Source organism: Sorangiineae bacterium MSr11367 (genome assembly GCA_037157805.1).
GTDB lineage: Bacteria > Myxococcota_A > Polyangia > Polyangiales > Polyangiaceae > Pendulispora > Pendulispora rubella.
The window spans coordinates 7,246,664-7,262,436 of the sequence record CP089983.1; the positions used below are offsets into that span (position 1 = coordinate 7,246,664).

The window sequence follows — 15,773 nt, forward strand, 5'->3', positions numbered from 1 at the left end:
ATAATCATGCATATGATGCCGTCAAGCGGACAGTGCGTATATCGTCGACGGGTGCATCGTTCCGAGCCTGAAGACGAGCGGCCGCTGGGCCCCTGGCATGTGGCGGCAGTGGTCATTGGCGCGATGGTGGGGGTGGGCATCTTCTTCACGCCCGCCACGCTCGCGCGCGCGGTGCCGAATGCGGAGTGGGTGCTGGGCATCTGGGTGCTCGGCGGCGTCGCCTCCATCGCCGGGGCCCTGGTGTTCGCAGACCTCGGCGCGCGCTGGCCTCAGGCCGGGGGGCTCTATGTCTTTCTGCGCGAGGGGTTCGGCAAGCCTGCGGGATCAGCGCTTTCGTTTCTGTACGGGTGGCTGCAGCTGCTCGTCGTTCAGCCGGGGGCCATGGCGGTCATCGCCCTCGTGCTCGTGGATCATCTCGCCTTCGTGACCGGCCCCGTGGGCCCCATCGCGCGGAGTGCAGGAGCTTGCGCGGCGATTGCCGTGTTCACCGCAGCGAACCTGCTCGGGTTGCGGGTGGGCGGGCGCATTCAGATCGGAATGGCCGCGCTCAAGCTTGCGGCCTTGGCGGCGCTCGCGTTGGTGGGGGCGTGCTGGGGACATGCGTCGCGGATCTTCCTTGCGGCTCCGGAGACGGCGCCTCCGTCGGGCACGATGTCCTCGTGGCTCCTGTTCGGCATCATCCCCGTGCTGTTCACCTTTGGCGGGGCCTACCACGGCACATTCATCGCGGGCTCGGTGCGCGATCCCGAGCGATCCCTCCCGCGCGGGATCATCGCGGCCATCTCGGTGGTGCTGGTGGCCTACCTGGGCGTGAACGTCGCGTACCTGGCGCTGCTCGGGCACGCGGGGCTGGCGGCCAGCACGAGCCCGGCGGCGGATGCCGTGGGCATAGCGCTCGGACCTGCGGCAGGGAAAGTGCTGGCGCTGACCATCGTGGTCTCGGCGGCGGGCCTCTTGAACACGGTCTGCCTGGGGTTTCCCTTCGTGATTTACGCGATGGCCAAGGACGGCGTGTTCTTCGAGCGCGCGGGCCGGCTCGATCCGCGCACCGGACGGCCGGCCTTGGCGGTGGCGTTGCAGGGCACGCTCGCCTGCATCGCCGTGGTCGTCGGCTCGTCGCGCATCGATGTGCTCCTCACGGGGATCGCCTTCGCCGATGCGACCTTTCAAGCCGCCATTGCCGTGGTTCGCCTGCGCGCGCCCAAGGCCGCGGGGCTGCCGCGCTATGCACCGCCGGCCGCGGCGTGGACGTTCCTTCTCATCCAAGTGGGCATTGCGCTGGGCTGCCTGCTCCGCGCACCGCTCGAATCGGCCTACGGGGCATGCGCGCTCGTGGTCGGGGGATTGGTGTGGCTTTCCTGGAGGCGTGCATGAGATTCGAACTTCCCGATGGTCGCGCGCTCGACGTGGTTTCACCGTGCGGCCAGGTCTCGTTTGCCAACGGTGCGTTCGAGCTCTTCGGCGTGTTCGGCGCCGAAGATGGGGCCATCGAGCTCGCGATCGAGCATCCCATCGTCAACCCCCGGCACGTGTGGGTCCCTCATCTCGCACCCGCGGAAGGCTACGTCATGGGCGACGCGATCTTTCGGTCGCCGGCCATCGTGCTCGCCGACGGGGCGCTGGCACTCGCCTTCGTTCCCGACCTGGACGATGTGGCCGGCGCCGCCGGGTACCGCGTATGGCTCGACTACGAGCACCCTCGGCGAACGGTGACGATGGCCGCAGGCGCCTACCGCGAAGAGGGGCACGTCTTTTACGTCCGCGAGCCAGCCCGCGCCGCCGGATGCACCGTTGCGCTGCGCTTGCACCTGCTCGCCAGCTGCGATCCGCGGGATTGTGCAAACCCGTATGGCATGGTCGCACGCTGGATGTGGAACCGGTGGGGCCGGTCGGGCCTGATGCCTCCAGCCGACCTGACGCCACTGCTGCGCCACATCGTGCGCTGGGCATTCGCGCCGGATGGCTGGACCGAAAGCGTGTGGCAGCGCATCGATGACACCACCGCCGCACCGGTGTTCATCGTCGACGTGAGCCGCCATCCCTCCGTCCCACGCGAGCAGCGGCGCTGGAGGGAGCCACGCAGCATTTGGAACCAGGCGTGGTTCTCCACGCAGCGATGCGCCAATGGCCTTTTGCGCTACGCGCGCCAAACCGGGTCGGCCGATCTGGAAGACCGCGCGCGGCGTATGACGGAGGTCGCGCTGGCCGCGCCCCAGCGCGATGGCCTCTTTCCATCGCGGATCGTCGCCGACGAGGCCTCGGGCACCTGGCGTTGGTCCCATTCCGATCGACGGCCGCCCTCGGCGTCGGAGGAGGCGTGCCATCTCGTGGATGCGGCGTTCACCGGCCGCATGCTTCTCGAGTGGCACGCGCTCACGGGCGATGCGCGCGCACGCGACCGCGTGCTTCGTCTGGCCGAGAGGCTCGTGGCACTCCAGCGCCCAAGCGGTGCGTTTCCCGGCTGGGTGGAGCCCGACGGCCGCAGCCCCACGGAGCTCGCGGAGGGTCCCGAATCCGCCGTCTCGGTCGCGTTGCTCCTCGAGCTCGCGCGCGCGACGGGCGATGCCGCGTGGGAAAAGGCCGCCCTGGCCACCCTGCCCTTTCTCGAGGAGGTGGCGCGCGAAGGGCGCTGGGAGGACTTCGAGACGTACTACTCGTGCGCCCCATGGGGCGCCCCCGAGCTCCTCGGGCAACGCGTGCCACGCAACGGCGTGTACAAGCAGAACACGCTCTCCATCGCGTGGTGTGCGTCGGCATTTTTCGAGGCCTGGCAAACCACACGCGACGCGCGGTACCTCGACCTGGCCCGCCGCTGCATCGATGAGTTGTCGCTGTACCAGGCGGTATGGAATCCGCCCTTCTTGCCGGCCCCCGCCCATGGCGGCTTCGGCGTGATGAATGCCGACAGCGAGTGGAACGACGCCCGCCAGAGCCTTTTCGCACCGCTCTACCTGGAGCTCGGACGCGCCACGGGCGATCGCGAGCTCACCGAGCGCGGAATCAGTGCGCTGCACGCATCGTTCAGTATGCTCTATTGCCCGGAGAATGCCGCGTTGGCCCGCGCCTACGAGAAGCGCTTTCCCTTCTTCGGCCCGGAGACATACGGCTTCATGATGGAGAATCAGGCCCACGCGGGCGCGGATCCCATTGGCACCTTCACGATTTTCACGTGGGGGAACGGCTCGGCGCTGGCCACGGCGGCAACGGTGCGCGACCGCTTTCCCGAATGGCGAACGGAGTGTGGTCTCCCATGAACCTTCGAACGACACCCGACGCATACATCGGCCTGGACGCCCCCTCCACCGACGCGTGGAACGCCTGGTACCGCGCCATGCTGCGCGAACGCGAGGCGGTCGACGTCGCGTACGATCCGGCGACGGATTGGAGCGACGCCACGTTTCGGCAAATGTTCCTCTTCATGTACGACGCGTCGTTTTACGATCGCGGCTACCGGACGCGCGAGCTCGTCGAGCGATGGCGGCGGCAATTTGGACGCGTCGACTCCGTGCTCTTGTGGCAAGGCTATCCGAGGCTGGGCTTCGACACGCGCGATCAATTCGATTTTTATCGCGATATGCCCGGAGGCATCACCAAACTTCGCACGGACGTGGTCGACGTTTTTCATCGGAGCGGCCTGCGGGTCTTCCTCGATTACAATCCTTGGGCGCCGGGCACGTACGACGAGCTCGGGGACATCGTCGCGGGCCTAGATGCCGACGGTGTCATGCTCGACACGCTCCCCTCCGCGCCGGAAAGCCTCGAACGCGCGGTCACTCAGCGAAAACGCGGGGTGGTGTTCGCCCCCGAACTGCGCCCGGACACGGCGCACTTGGGCCGCTACCGCCAAGCCTGGGCGCAATGGAGCGACATCGGCGATGCACACACGCCATCCGTCCTCCGCCACGCGTGGCTTTTGCCGAAGCACCGGCAATTCATGATTCGGCGATGGGACGAGTCGCGCAAGTTGGATATTGCCTACAGCTTCTTCAACGGCACGGGTCTTTTGCTCTGGGACAATGTCTTTGGCGCGTGGAATCCATATTCGCGGGAGGACCGCCGGCTCCTCGCGGAGACGGCCGCCATTTTGGATCATTATGGGTCCCTCTTCGTTCATGGGGATTGGCTGCCGTTGATTCCGACGGGCGTCTCCGGGCTGGACGCCAATCGGTGGAATCTGGGTGCTCGGGCCATTCTCACCTTGCGCAATCGCACACAGGAGCCCCTCGCCTACCATCTTCCCGAGGAGGGCGATGCGGCGTATTTCGCTTTTTGGGGCGAACACCACGAGCTCCGAGGTGGAGACACCGTCACGGTGGCACCCAATGGCATTCAAGCCATCGTGCGCGATGGCGCGGCCGAGGCCGGGCGGGCGCGCGCTCACTTCGAGCAGCTCGCACGAAATGCCGATGTCGACCTCGAGGGGTACGACGAGCGCCGCCCTCCCCCGCGGCCCATTCGCCCTGCGGTGGCAACTCGGCCGCGGCAGGTAGAGAACTTCATCGAAATACCGGCGGGCGATTTCCACATGCGCATTCGTCACGAACGTCGCGAATGCGGCTGTTATCCCGCGGGGGCAACGGAGGATGCGCTGTGGGGATGGTTCTACAAGGATATGCTGGAGCACGTGATACCGTGTTCGCTCGAGCGATTCGGCATCCGCGCCACCGCGGTGACCAATGCCGAGTTTCTCGGTTTCGTGCATGCCGCGCTTTACTGGCCGGACGACGAGGAGCATTTTCTGAAGCACCTTCGGAACCATGGCACGCTGCCGGAGGCGCTCACGGGCGATCGGGCCCACGAGCCGGTGACCTTCGTCAGCCTCGACGATGCGAGGGCGTACGCCGCGTGGCATGGCCAGCGGCTTCCGAGCGAGGCCGAATGGCAGTGGACGGCGGAGGGCGCAGGGGCTGGGCATCTCTATCCTTGGGGAAACGAGCTGCGAACCTTTCCGAGCTTGCTGCAGCCGGCCGCCCTTCCCGAGACGGCCACCCCGCAAGGCGTCATGGGATTGTCCGGCAATGCCTGGGAATTCACGGAGAGCGAGTTCTCCGATGGGCATACGCGGTTCGTCATGCTCCGCGGCGGCGTGTATCTACCGCCGGCCGAGACGGAATGGATCGTGGCCCGCGGGGCGCGGCCCAACGATTACCACGCCAAGTACATTCTGCGGAGCGACGGCCTGGATCGAAGTGAGGCCATCTCGTTTCGAACCGTGGTCGATCTCACGTAGCCGTCAACGCGCGAAGCCCCTGGCGCACGTTCTCGGGATCGTCGAGCTGCGCATCGAGCTCGGCGTGCATCGCGTGCCAGATGGGGACCGCGCGCGCCAAAAGCGTTCGCCCTTTCCGCGTGAGCGCGAGACGGCGGCCCCGTCGGTCTTCCTCGTCCACCGTCACCTCGAGGAGTCCGCGCCGCGCCAGCGGTTTGAGCGCGGCCGTGAGCGTCGTTCGATCCATGGCGAGAAGCGTGGCCACGGCACCGAGGCTCGGCGGCTCGGGGCGGTTGAGGGACATCAGCAGCGAAAATTGGCCGTTGGTGAGCCCGAGCGGACGAAACGCGTCGTCGAAGCGACGGGCCAGGGCGCGTGCTGCGCGCTGTGCATGAAGGCACAAGCAGTGATCGCGAACGTGAAGCGTGGTTTCGAACGGGAGGTCGGCCATCCTTGACGTCGAATGTATACATTGATATCAACATATCAAGGAGGTCGCCGCATGGCCCATCGAGAGCTCACCCCGGCAACGGAGCTGGTGAAGAAGAACCGCAGCCACTTTCCCAATGAAAGCGAAGAGTACCGAAGGGCCCGCAACGCCCTCTTGGTCGAGGAAATCGAATTGCGCCGCCACCTCGAGCGCGTCGCAGAATTGCGCCGTCAGCTGCCTCCGGGCGGTCAGGTCACCACGGACTACCGCTTCGAAGGCGAAAACGGCCCCGTCACCTTGGCCAGCCTCTTCGGCGACAAGGACACGCTCCTCGTGTACAGCTACATGTTCGGCCCGCAGCGCGAACGTCCCTGTCCTTCGTGCACGTCGTTCATGAGCACCTGGGAGACCAAGCTTCCCGATCTCGAGCAGCGCGTGGCCGTGGCGATGGTGGCACGTTCACCCATCGAGAAATTGCGCGCCGCCAAGCGAGCCCGCGGGTGGACGAGGCTCAAGGTGTATTCCGACGCCGAAGGCCAATACACGCGCGACTACGTGAGCGCCGAAGACGCGGACATGCCCGGCTTCAGCGTTTTCACCCGCAAAGATGGGGTCATTCGCCATTTCTGGAGCGGCGAGATGGGCGGTGGCATGGCCGATCCCGGACAAGATCCGCGCGGCGCACCGGATCTGGACCCGCTCTGGACGATGCTCGACTTCACCCCCGAGGGCCGCGGCACCAACTGGTATCCCAAGTTGGAATACGGGCGCTAAGGCCTCGCCACCGTCGTCACGGGCACGGCGCCCAAGGATTCGCCGAACCATTGATCGCGCAGGCGCTTGTGCGTGCCATCGGCACGTGCTTGCGCCATGACTTCGTTAATGATCGCGAGTAGTTTGGTATTCCCTTTCTTGACGGCCATACCGAGTTGCTCGCCCGTATCCACGTAGGCGGCGATTTGAAAGGCGATGTTGCCCGAGTCCTTCATCCATGTTTGCACGGCGGGATGATCGACGATGGCCGCCTCCACGCGGCCCGTGCGCAGGGCAAGCAACACGGCGTCCGAGCTCTCGAAGGAAAGCAGGTTGAGCTCTTTCGTTTTGGCGAGATCTTCGCCGACGGTTTGGGATTGAACCCCTACCCGCTTCGCGCTGTTCTTGACGGCGTCGAGGCTCGCCATGCCCGTTCCGCGCTTGACCACGAGCGCTTGGTACGCGTCCAAGTAGCCCTCGGAGAAGTCGACGCTCTTGCGGCGCGCATCGGTCATGGTCAGCCCCGCCGCCTCGAGATCACACTGGTTCGAGTCGAGCAACGAGCCCGTGGTGAGGTTCTCGACCGACGTGTCGACGAGCTGCACCTTTACGCCGAGCCTCTGGGCGACCAAGTCCACGACGTCGATGTCGAAGCCGGTAATTTTTCCATCGCGCTCGAATTCGAAGGGCGCGAATGGAACGTGGGTACAGGTGACGAGCTTTCCCTTGTGAACGAGGGGCACGCCGGCCGACTTGTCTCTGCTGCAACCTGCAACCAACGCCGACACGACGACGGCCGCGCCAAAAGCGAGGCACTTGCTACGAACGAACAAAGGGGGTCCCTCCTCCCGAGACGGAAGATTCTTCCACGCGCGTCAAACCGCGCTGGCCCCCAAGCCATAGCGCATGGATCAAATGCGTCAACACAGTGTGCGTGAATCGGCGCGATACGCCGCGGGATTTTTCCGCGAGATCGGGAGGAGGTTTCGATATTCGTTCCAAAATACACCCCCACGTAACGCCAATTCGCGCCACGCGGGGGTGAGAAGGCACATTGCTCAGTAGGGAACGTAGCCGGACCAGGTCGCGCTGTACGTGGTAAGGCAAGCGGCGGAGCCGCTCGGAATGGAAAGCTTCATGCCGTGGGCGCTCCTGTCCGTGTCGAGGATGGGAGTCTGGACGGTCGAGCAACTGGCGCCCGCCGATACGATGTACAAGGTCGCAAACCCCGACGACGGCATATCGAGATCCGTCAGGACGAGAGGCCCGTTGATGACGAACTGCGGCCTTAGACTATCGTCACGAATGCGGCCTTGGCGGAGCCGCGTGATATCCGTGTCCGCAGTCACCACGGGCGTGGCCGCTGCAACCGCACTTGATCGAGACTGCGCCGACGCGAGTTGCACGCCCATGACCGAAACGATGCCAGCGATCGCGCCCAACCCAATGAGCGAAACCTTCCCCAAACCAATCATGGTCCGTTGTCCTTTTTTGAATTCGAAAGACAATCGTCTTTCGGTATCACGAACACTCGTGACAACGACACCAATCTTCTCATCGCCCACGCGAACGCAATGGCCAATGCGACAGACCGTACTCCCGTTGGCGTCGCTCGCGTTGTGCAGCCCCCACAATCGCGGTTGCCGCTCACCGTCGTCTTTTTGACGTCGAGGGAACCAGCGCAACCTTCAGGCGCGCGGGCTGCCGGGAAGGCCCCAAGACCAATGAGCGAAGGGCGTCGCAAACCAATTATGACTTGAAACGCGATTACGCCCAACGAATTGCAATCACCGCATTTTCTGACTATCACGGTATTCGCCATGAAGCCGCCCGCGTCGACCGCACCTCCTCAATGGTTGCTAACAAAATGCGTTTTCGCACTGACAGCTGTCGCGTTGGCGCCCTTGGTCGCATGCCGTCCGCCCGCAGAGGGCACTCCGGTCAATGCATCTTCTACGCCCGTCGCTAATCCGACGCCCACCGCGCCACTCGCAGTTGCCGATGCGGGCGCGCAACATCAACCCAGGAGAGGGCCGGCCGGTCCCGTGGCGTGCATCGATTACGCGGCGGCCATGGGCCAAGGGCGCGCAGCGACTCGGGAAAAGCGTTACGACGACGCGATTCGCGCGTTTCAATCCGCGGTTCGCCGTCGTCCCTTCGACGCCTCGGCCTGGGCAGAGCAAGGCTATGCCAAGTTGCTCGGGGGATACGACGCTCACCCGGCCCTAGCGTTCGCCAAAACCCGTACCAAGAAGCCCGCGCTCCTATCGGCGATTTGGTTCAACGACGCCGAAGGCTACGCGCGCGAAGGCAAAACCGAGTTGGCACGCGTCCACTACGCCGTGGCCGCGAACCTCGGCAACCAAGCCGCCGCGACCAAGCTTGGATCCCAATCGCGTTGCACCGCCACGTGGACCACCGGGATTCCCTCCTTGGGAGGCCATAAGGGTTGGGTCGAAGTGCTTCAAGCCATGCCCGCGACGATGTGCGGCGAGAAACGCGAGCCCAAGACCACGGAGAAGGAGGCCCGAAAGGAAGCGTGCCGCCCATGCGGCTCTGGAGCGGGCGCCTCCCTCGAGGATGGAGACAATTGTGCGGGAGCGGGCCCGTGGCACATCTCCAATGGTTATATGCACTGCAGCGTATTCTCGGCCGAGATCTACCCGCTAGGCGGAAATCGATTCTTGGTCACCGAAGACAATGATTTCTCGGGATCCCGCACGAGCACCGGCTGGAAGTTCAACGCTACGAGCTCTGCGGCGGAGTTCATCCCGCAGAGCGAGTGGCCGCAAGATTGGCCGCAAGATGAAAAGGAGCGCGCCGAATGCCCACCCGGCGAAGCCGCGCCAGAACTCGAACCGGACACGGCATCCACGTCTGGCTGCGGCGGGGCGGGCACCCCAGCGGTCGTCGCCTTCGAACCATCCGTGCAACGCTATTACGACAAGTCCGGCAAAGGCCGCATCGAGGTGACCGTCTGGGATGGCACCCCGGAAGTGCTCATCACGGGAAACACCGCCACCATCCGCGGCGGCAGTTGCCAGGAAAAGGTGACGCTGTCGAGCCAATGAATACTTATTTGCCAAAATCGACACCGTCACGTGACGCGAATGCGTCACGTGACGGCGGGATTGTCCGAGCTCAATACGGAACGTAGCCGGCCCACGTGGCGGGGTAGTTGTACGCGTACAAGCAGGCGACGGAACCGGCGGGAACGGGGATTCGTATTCCCGTAACCTGGGGCTCCGCCTCCAAGACCTTCCCCGTCGCGGGGGACGAAGGACACGTGGTCCCGACCACGATGCTAACCGAAGCCCGATACGTCGGCTTCGTGACCACGGCCGTCATGACGAACGGTCCGTGGGCGATGGGTTGAAATACTCCGGCTGCGACGTAGCCGCTCTGGAGCTGCGCGATGTCCGTATCGGCCGTTAGCACGGGCGTGGCCGCTGCGGCCGCATTCGACCGAGACTGCGCCGATGCGAGTTGCCCCCCCATGACCGAAACGGTGCCCGCCACGACACCAAGACCAATCAGCGAAACTTTTCCCAAACCGATCATGTACGTTCCCTTTCCCTTCGAACGACGAAATACCGTTCTTCTTTCGTCAACGGGAACGCAATGGTTGCGAAAAAAAGGGTAACGCCGCCCTACGTCACCGCGCTGGCATCTTCGTCCAGAATGCGCTGCAGCTCGGCCGCATACTCCTTCGACGACGCAATGAGCGCCTTCTCGTCGTCACGAAGATGATACAGCGCCCGCATTCGAGCTTCGTCGTATTCGGCAAATCGCTTCACGGCGCTGCGAGCCTCGCTCGTGGTGAGGCCCACCGACTCGAGCGCCCATGACGCCATCTCCAAGCTGGAGGCGAACGTCTCGCGGGAAAGGATCTCGATGCCCAGACCGAGCAGCGCATACGCGTGTTGGCGATTGCGGGCGCGCGCGATGATCTTCAAATGCGGGAAATGGTGCAGCACCGACTTGGCCACCGCCAGTGACCTCTCCATATCGTCCACCGCGAGGACGAACAGCGACGCTTGCTCGGCCCCGGCCGCGCGAAGCAAATCCGGCCGCGAGGCGTCGCCGTAATAAATCTTGTTGCCGAATCGCTTCACGAAGTCCGTATGCTGCGCGCTCGCATCGAGCGCGGTATACGCAACTCCTTTGGCACGCAGAACGCGGCCAATGATCTGCCCGACCCGCCCGAACCCGGCGATGATCACCGGATTGCCATCGTTCGCGGGCTCGTCGAAATCGCGCGCCGCGCCGGCATCCTTTCGCGCGAGCACCCGATCCCGCACGATGAACAACAGCGGTGTCACCGCCATCGACAACGTGACGACCACCACCAGCAAATCGGCAATCGCCTTGTCCAACACCGCCCCATCCTGGGCGACTCCGAAAATGACGAATGCGAACTCACCGCCCTGCGAAATGGCCACCGCCAGACTGGTCGCCCCGCGCCGGGGCAGCTTCGCCAGCCGCCCCACGCCCCAGAGAACCCCGAACTTGATCGCGGTGAGGCCCAGGACCAGCCCCGCCACCGTGATGGGGCGCCCGAGGAGAATCCTCATGTCGGCCGACATACCCACGGCCATGAAGAACAACCCCAACAAGAGGCCTTTGTAGGGTTCGATGTTCGCTTCCAATTCGTGCCGGTATTCCGAATCGGCCAACAGCACACCGGCCACGAAGGCCCCCAGCGCCTCCGAGAGATCGATGGCGTGCATCAACAACGAGGTGCCGACGACCACCAGCAACGTGGCCGCCGCCGAGAGATCGTGGTTCTTCGCCGAAGCGATGAAGCGCAGCATCGGCCGGAGCAAGTAGCGCCCGGCCAGGGCGAGGCCCAGCATCACGCCGACCACCATCAGGGCGCGCAGGCCCGGGCTCGCGCTGTGCGAGTTCCCGCCACCGGCGAGCATCGGAACGAGGGCCAGCGTGGGAATGGCCGCGACGTCTTGAAAGAGCAGAATGCCGAACGCCACCCGCCCATGGGGCCGCGCCAGCTCGTTCTTCTCGCCGAGAACCTGCAGCGCAAAGGCCGTGGAGGACATGGACAAAGCCAGCGCCGCCACCAGTGAGGTGCGCCACCCCAGACCAAAGAGCAGCCCCGCAGCACCAAGGGCGGCCGCGGTCGCGAACACCTGCGCGCCGCCGATCCCGAACACGGTACCGCGCATCTTCCAAAGCCGGGCCGGCTGCAGCTCCAACCCAATGAGGAAGAGGAGCAGCACCACCCCGAACTCCGCGAAATGCAGCGTCGCTTCGACCTTCGCGATCAGCCGCAGACCGCATGGCCCGATCAGAACGCCCGCGATCAGGTACCCGAGCACGGTGCCCAGACCAAGCCGTTTGGAAATGGGGACCACCAGCACGGCAGCCGCGAGAAAAATAGCTACGTCGACCAGCATGGATCCCGCGAGAATGCCTCACCGGCACAGCTTCGCGGCCCAAATTCGACGCATTCCACCTTACGGACCGATCAGTCGCTACGCAGCGGCTTCTTCGATTCGGCAGAGACCATTCTTGTTGAGCACCAAGGAGCGCGCGATGTCTTCGTGGGTATCCTCGAAGCGCAGGTCCGCGCGCACGGGAAGCTCGTAGTTGCGCGGCACGTCCAAGATGACGATGCGCCCCGTTCCGCCGTTCGGGGACGCGAAGCCGCGGACGGCGTCGTGCAACCGCGGCAACAGCGGCGATAGATCCAGCCGAAAGACGAGGCGCACCTGTGCGGCTCCCTCGGCCGCCTCGAGGCGCGTAACGAAGCCGCGGTGCGAGAATCGCAGAACGGTGACATCGAGCCCCGCCTCCGACTCGGGGCTCACCGGATCCGGGCGCCGCGCGGCGCTCTGGGAAAACGACTCGCGCGCCGCGCCCACGATGGGGCCGCGCGGACGGGCCGCCGGCGGCGGAAGGCGGTAACGGGTGACCCTCTGGGCAAACATGCTCTGCGCGCGGCCTTCGAGCCAGTTGCGGCCCGCTTCTTTGAGCCGTTCGCGCGAGGCGTACACGACCGCCGTGAGCAGCGCGAACACGAGCACACCGGAGCCAATGGCTCCCGGGAACGGGTGCCGCTCCAACGCGAGCTGCCAAAAGAAGAACCAGAGGTACGCGAGCATCGCCGCGGCCGCCGAGAACCAGCTGCCCAGGCGATTGGCCACGCGGTAGCTCTCCACCTCGAGGAACAGCACGCGCTCGAAGTGCTTCTTCAACCATCGCAAGCGCGAGACGAGGCGCTCCAGCTCGAGAGCATCCGCCGGCTCCGCGTGGGGGAACTTCGCCTCCTTGCGGTACGCGATCTCCTCCTGCAGGGCCCCCGAAAGGCGCTCCTCGACGGCGTCGAGTTCGGCAGCGCTCGCCTCGGACCGGGCGACGAGCGCGCGCTGCGTGTCGAAAAGCGCACGCGCGCAGTCCGTCAGCACGCTCCAGAGTTGCACGCTGAGAAACTCGTCGGCGAGGGCGTGCTCGTTGTCGCGCTCCTCGCGTTTGCAGCCGCACGCGAGCATGCCCGCCCGCGCCTGCGCGAGGGCGCCGCACGCGGCCGAGATCCAGAGAATGAGCGACTGCACATGGTCGGCATCCTCCGCGCGGGAACGAACCAGGGTGCAATGACGAACGAAGCCGTTCCGTGCCCGCGCAAGCTTGAACGAGACGCCCATGATTTCGCGGCGAAAAGCCTCGGGCGAGCTGCGTTGAAAGTCGGCCGCAAGCGGACCTCCGTGCTGCTGCGTGCCGCGCTCGTCCGCGCCATCCAACCGAGCATACGATTGCAGCGCGCCCCATGGCTCGAACGAGCCCACCAGGTTCGTGGGCACCTCGAGCTCGACGTTGAGCTCGTACTCGAGCCGCCCGCTCTTCGGCACGGGCACGGTGACGTTCCACGCGAGCCGCGAGGCATCGTGGACGGACAACGAGACACGCTCCTCGGTGAACTCCTCGAGGGCCGTCCACGGCGCCGCATTGGTCCCGTCGCGCATCATGTCCGCCTTATGGCCCGCGGCCACATCTCCTTGTAGCGGAATTTTAGCGTACAGCATGAATGACAAAACCCCGGAAGGGAGGAACCCTTCCGAGGTTTCGTGCTTTGTTCGCTACGGAGAAGAGGCGACTACTTCTTCGCTTCCGCGGCGAGCTTCTCCTTGTACTTCTTGACCATTTCGTCCTGCTCCTGACGCGGCACGACCGCGTACTTGGCGAACTCCATGGTGAAGGTGCCCTTGCCCTGCGTGGCGGAGCGAAGGTCGGTCGAGTAACCGAACATCGCGTTCAGCGGCACCTCGGCGGTGACGCTGACGCTGTCGCCGGAGACGGTCTCCAGGATGACGCCGCGGCGCTGGTTGACTTGGCCGACGACCGAGCCCTGGAACTCCGTGGGCGCGTCGATTTCGACCTTCATGATCGGCTCGAGGATGGTCGGGCCGGACTTCGCGTAAGCCTCGCGGAAGCCCATGAGCGCGGCCGTCTTGAACGCCATTTCGGACGAGTCGACCGCGTGCGATGCACCGTCGTTGATGACCGCACGGACGCCGACAACGGGGAAGCCGATGAGGGTGCCCTTCTTCACGCCCTCGCGGAAACCCTTGTCGCAGGAGCCGATGAACTCACGCGGAATCGCACCGCCGGTGATGTCATCGACGAACTCGTAGGACTCCATCGCGTCCGCCGGGAGCGGCTCGAGGTAGCCCATGACCTTCGCGTACTGACCCGAACCACCCGTCTGCTTCTTGTGGGTGTAGTTGATCTCGGCGCGCTTGGTGATCGCCTCGCGGTACGCAACCTGCGGCTTGCCAGCAACGACCTCGCAGTTGTACTCGCGCTTCATGCGCTCCATGTAGATGTCGAGGTGGAGCTCGCCCATGCCGCTGATGATGGTCTGCTGCGACTCCTCGTCCTGGTGCACGCGGAAGGTCGGGTCTTCCTTGGTGAACCGGTTGAGCGCCTTGGAGAAGTTCGCCTCGGACGAGCGATCCTTCGGGGCGACCGCCAGCGAGATGACCGCCGCGGGCACGTGCATCGACGTGAGGGTCCAATTGACCTTGCCGTCGGTGAACGTCTCGCCGGAGCTGGCCTCGACGCCGTAGAACGCGACGATGTCACCCGCCTCGGCGGTCGTGATCTCCTCGCGGTCGTCGGAGTGCATGCGGAACATACGGGGGACGCGCACCTTGCGCATCTCGTTGCTCACGTTGAAGATGGTGTCGCCGGACGTGACCGAGCCTTGGTAGACGCGGAAGTACGTGAGCTGTCCGTACTTGTCCTGCTGGAGCTTGAACGCCAGGCCGACGAACGGCTTCGTGGAATCGGATTCCACGACGACCTTCTCCTCGCCCTTTTCCTGGTCGTGCGCCTCGTTGAGGACCTCGGTCGGGTTGGGCAGGTAGTACACGACGGCATCGAGCAGGAGCTGAACGCCCTTGTTCTTGATCGCCGAGCCGCACATGACCGGGGTCATCTTGAGGGCCAAGGTCGCGCGGCGGATGGCGGCGCGGAGCTCGTCCACCGAGATGGGCTCCTCGGAGAGGAACTTCTCGGCCAACTCGTCGTCGACGTCGGCGACGTCGTGGATGATCTTCTCGCGGGCGGCCGCGGCGGCTTCCTTGAACTCCGCCGGGATCTCTTCTTCGCGGATGACTTCGCCGTCTTGGCCGTCGAAGAAGACGGCCTTCCCGATGATCGGGTCGATGATGCCGCGGAAGTCCGACTCGGCGCCGATCGGCACCTGGAGCTTGACCGGGTGGTGTCCGAGCTTCTCCTTGAGCATGTCGGCCACGCGCTCGTAGTTGGCGCCCGGGTTGTCCATCTTGTTGACGAAGGCGATGCGCGGAACGCGGTAGCGCTTCATCTGCTTGTCGACGGTGATCGACTGGCTCTGGACGCCCTTGCCCGAGTCGAGCACGAGGATGGCGCCGTCGAGAACACGCAGCGCGCGCTCCACCTCGATGGTGAAGTCGACGTGGCCGGGGGTGTCGATGATGTTGACGTTGTGCGGCTGCAGCTGCTGCTGCGATCCGGGCCACACACAGTAGGTCGCCGCGGACTGGATGGTGATGCCCTTCTCGCGCTCGAGATCCATCGAGTCCATCTTGGCGCCGACGCCGTCTTTTCCACGCACCTCGTGGATTTTGTGGATCCGACCCGTGTAGAAGAGGACGCGTTCGGTCAGCGTCGTCTTACCGGAGTCGATGTGCGCCGAAATACCAATGTTACGGATACGGTTCAGGGGGATGCGAGCAGCCACGGAATCACTCTCTCTTCGCTAGGGGAACGCCAACGGGTACGCGCTGTTATCACGTCAGCCGTGTTCTGGCGAGCACTGCAAACCTCATTCGTCGGAAAAAACCAGGCGAGGCCAACCTGTAGCCGTCCCGTGTGAGCGGA

At 64.9% G+C, this 15,773-nt stretch carries 12 protein-coding genes; 5 read left to right on the forward strand and 7 right to left on the reverse strand.

The genetic code is table 11. The features are described from left to right. The first annotated feature begins 51 nt into the window (after positions 1-51). The 3 genes from LVJ94_28030 to LVJ94_28040 are packed head-to-tail and all read left to right on the forward strand — an operon-like array spanning position 52 to position 5,230. The gene (locus LVJ94_28030) at positions 52-1,374 is read left to right on the forward strand and encodes an amino acid permease (protein WXB00762.1); all 1,323 of its coding nucleotides are present in this window, start codon (positions 52-54) and stop codon (positions 1,372-1,374) included. After that, a complete protein-coding gene (locus tag LVJ94_28035; protein ID WXB00763.1) occupies positions 1,371-3,254 on the forward strand; it encodes a hypothetical protein in 1,884 nt (627 codons plus the stop codon). Before LVJ94_28030 ends, LVJ94_28035 begins: the two co-directional genes overlap by 4 nt. Then, a complete protein-coding gene (locus tag LVJ94_28040) occupies positions 3,251-5,230 on the forward strand; it encodes a formylglycine-generating enzyme family protein (GenBank protein ID WXB00764.1) in 1,980 nt (659 codons plus the stop codon). The genes LVJ94_28035 and LVJ94_28040 overlap by 4 nt, the downstream gene beginning before the upstream one ends. Here the strand turns inward: LVJ94_28040 and LVJ94_28045 are convergent. Further along, positions 5,223-5,660: a MarR family transcriptional regulator gene (locus LVJ94_28045; GenBank protein WXB00765.1), complete on the reverse strand. Its 438-nt coding sequence runs from the start codon at positions 5,658-5,660 to the stop codon at positions 5,223-5,225. The two genes, LVJ94_28040 and LVJ94_28045, sit on opposite strands and share 8 nt — an antisense overlap. Positions 5,661-5,711: 51 nt before the next feature. On the opposite strand from LVJ94_28045, the gene LVJ94_28050 reads away from it, so the two are divergent. Beyond that, positions 5,712-6,413, forward strand: coding sequence for a DUF899 family protein (locus LVJ94_28050; protein ID WXB00766.1), 702 nt, complete (start codon positions 5,712-5,714; stop codon positions 6,411-6,413). Here LVJ94_28050 and LVJ94_28055 read toward each other — a convergent pair. Both LVJ94_28055 and LVJ94_28060 read right to left on the reverse strand, forming a co-directional pair. Beyond that, a complete protein-coding gene (locus LVJ94_28055) occupies positions 6,410-7,225 on the reverse strand; it encodes an ABC transporter substrate-binding protein (protein WXB00767.1) in 816 nt (271 codons plus the stop codon). The two genes, LVJ94_28050 and LVJ94_28055, sit on opposite strands and share 4 nt — an antisense overlap. 225 nt (positions 7,226-7,450) lie before the next feature. Continuing rightward, a complete protein-coding gene (locus LVJ94_28060; GenBank protein ID WXB00768.1) occupies positions 7,451-7,867 on the reverse strand; it encodes a hypothetical protein in 417 nt (138 codons plus the stop codon). A gap of 570 nt (positions 7,868-8,437) precedes the next feature. On the opposite strand from LVJ94_28060, the gene LVJ94_28065 reads away from it, so the two are divergent. Continuing rightward, the gene (locus LVJ94_28065; GenBank protein WXB00769.1) at positions 8,438-9,463 is read left to right on the forward strand and encodes a hypothetical protein; all 1,026 of its coding nucleotides are present in this window, start codon (positions 8,438-8,440) and stop codon (positions 9,461-9,463) included. Between the two features lie 70 nt (positions 9,464-9,533). On the opposite strand, the gene LVJ94_28070 is transcribed toward LVJ94_28065, so the two are convergent. From LVJ94_28070 to fusA, 4 genes are all read right to left on the reverse strand, one after another. Then, on the reverse strand, positions 9,534-9,953 hold the full coding sequence (locus tag LVJ94_28070) for a hypothetical protein (protein ID WXB00770.1): 420 nt from the start codon (positions 9,951-9,953) through the stop codon (positions 9,534-9,536). Positions 9,954-10,042: 89 nt separating this feature from the next. Then, a complete protein-coding gene (locus tag LVJ94_28075; GenBank protein ID WXB00771.1) occupies positions 10,043-11,806 on the reverse strand; it encodes a monovalent cation:proton antiporter-2 (CPA2) family protein in 1,764 nt (587 codons plus the stop codon). 78 nt (positions 11,807-11,884) lie between these two features. Further along, a complete protein-coding gene (locus LVJ94_28080; protein WXB00772.1) occupies positions 11,885-13,399 on the reverse strand; it encodes a hypothetical protein in 1,515 nt (504 codons plus the stop codon). 104 nt (positions 13,400-13,503) lie between these two features. Next, the gene (gene fusA / locus LVJ94_28085; GenBank protein ID WXB00773.1) at positions 13,504-15,633 is read right to left on the reverse strand and encodes an elongation factor G; all 2,130 of its coding nucleotides are present in this window, start codon (positions 15,631-15,633) and stop codon (positions 13,504-13,506) included. Positions 15,634-15,773 lie beyond the last annotated feature (140 nt).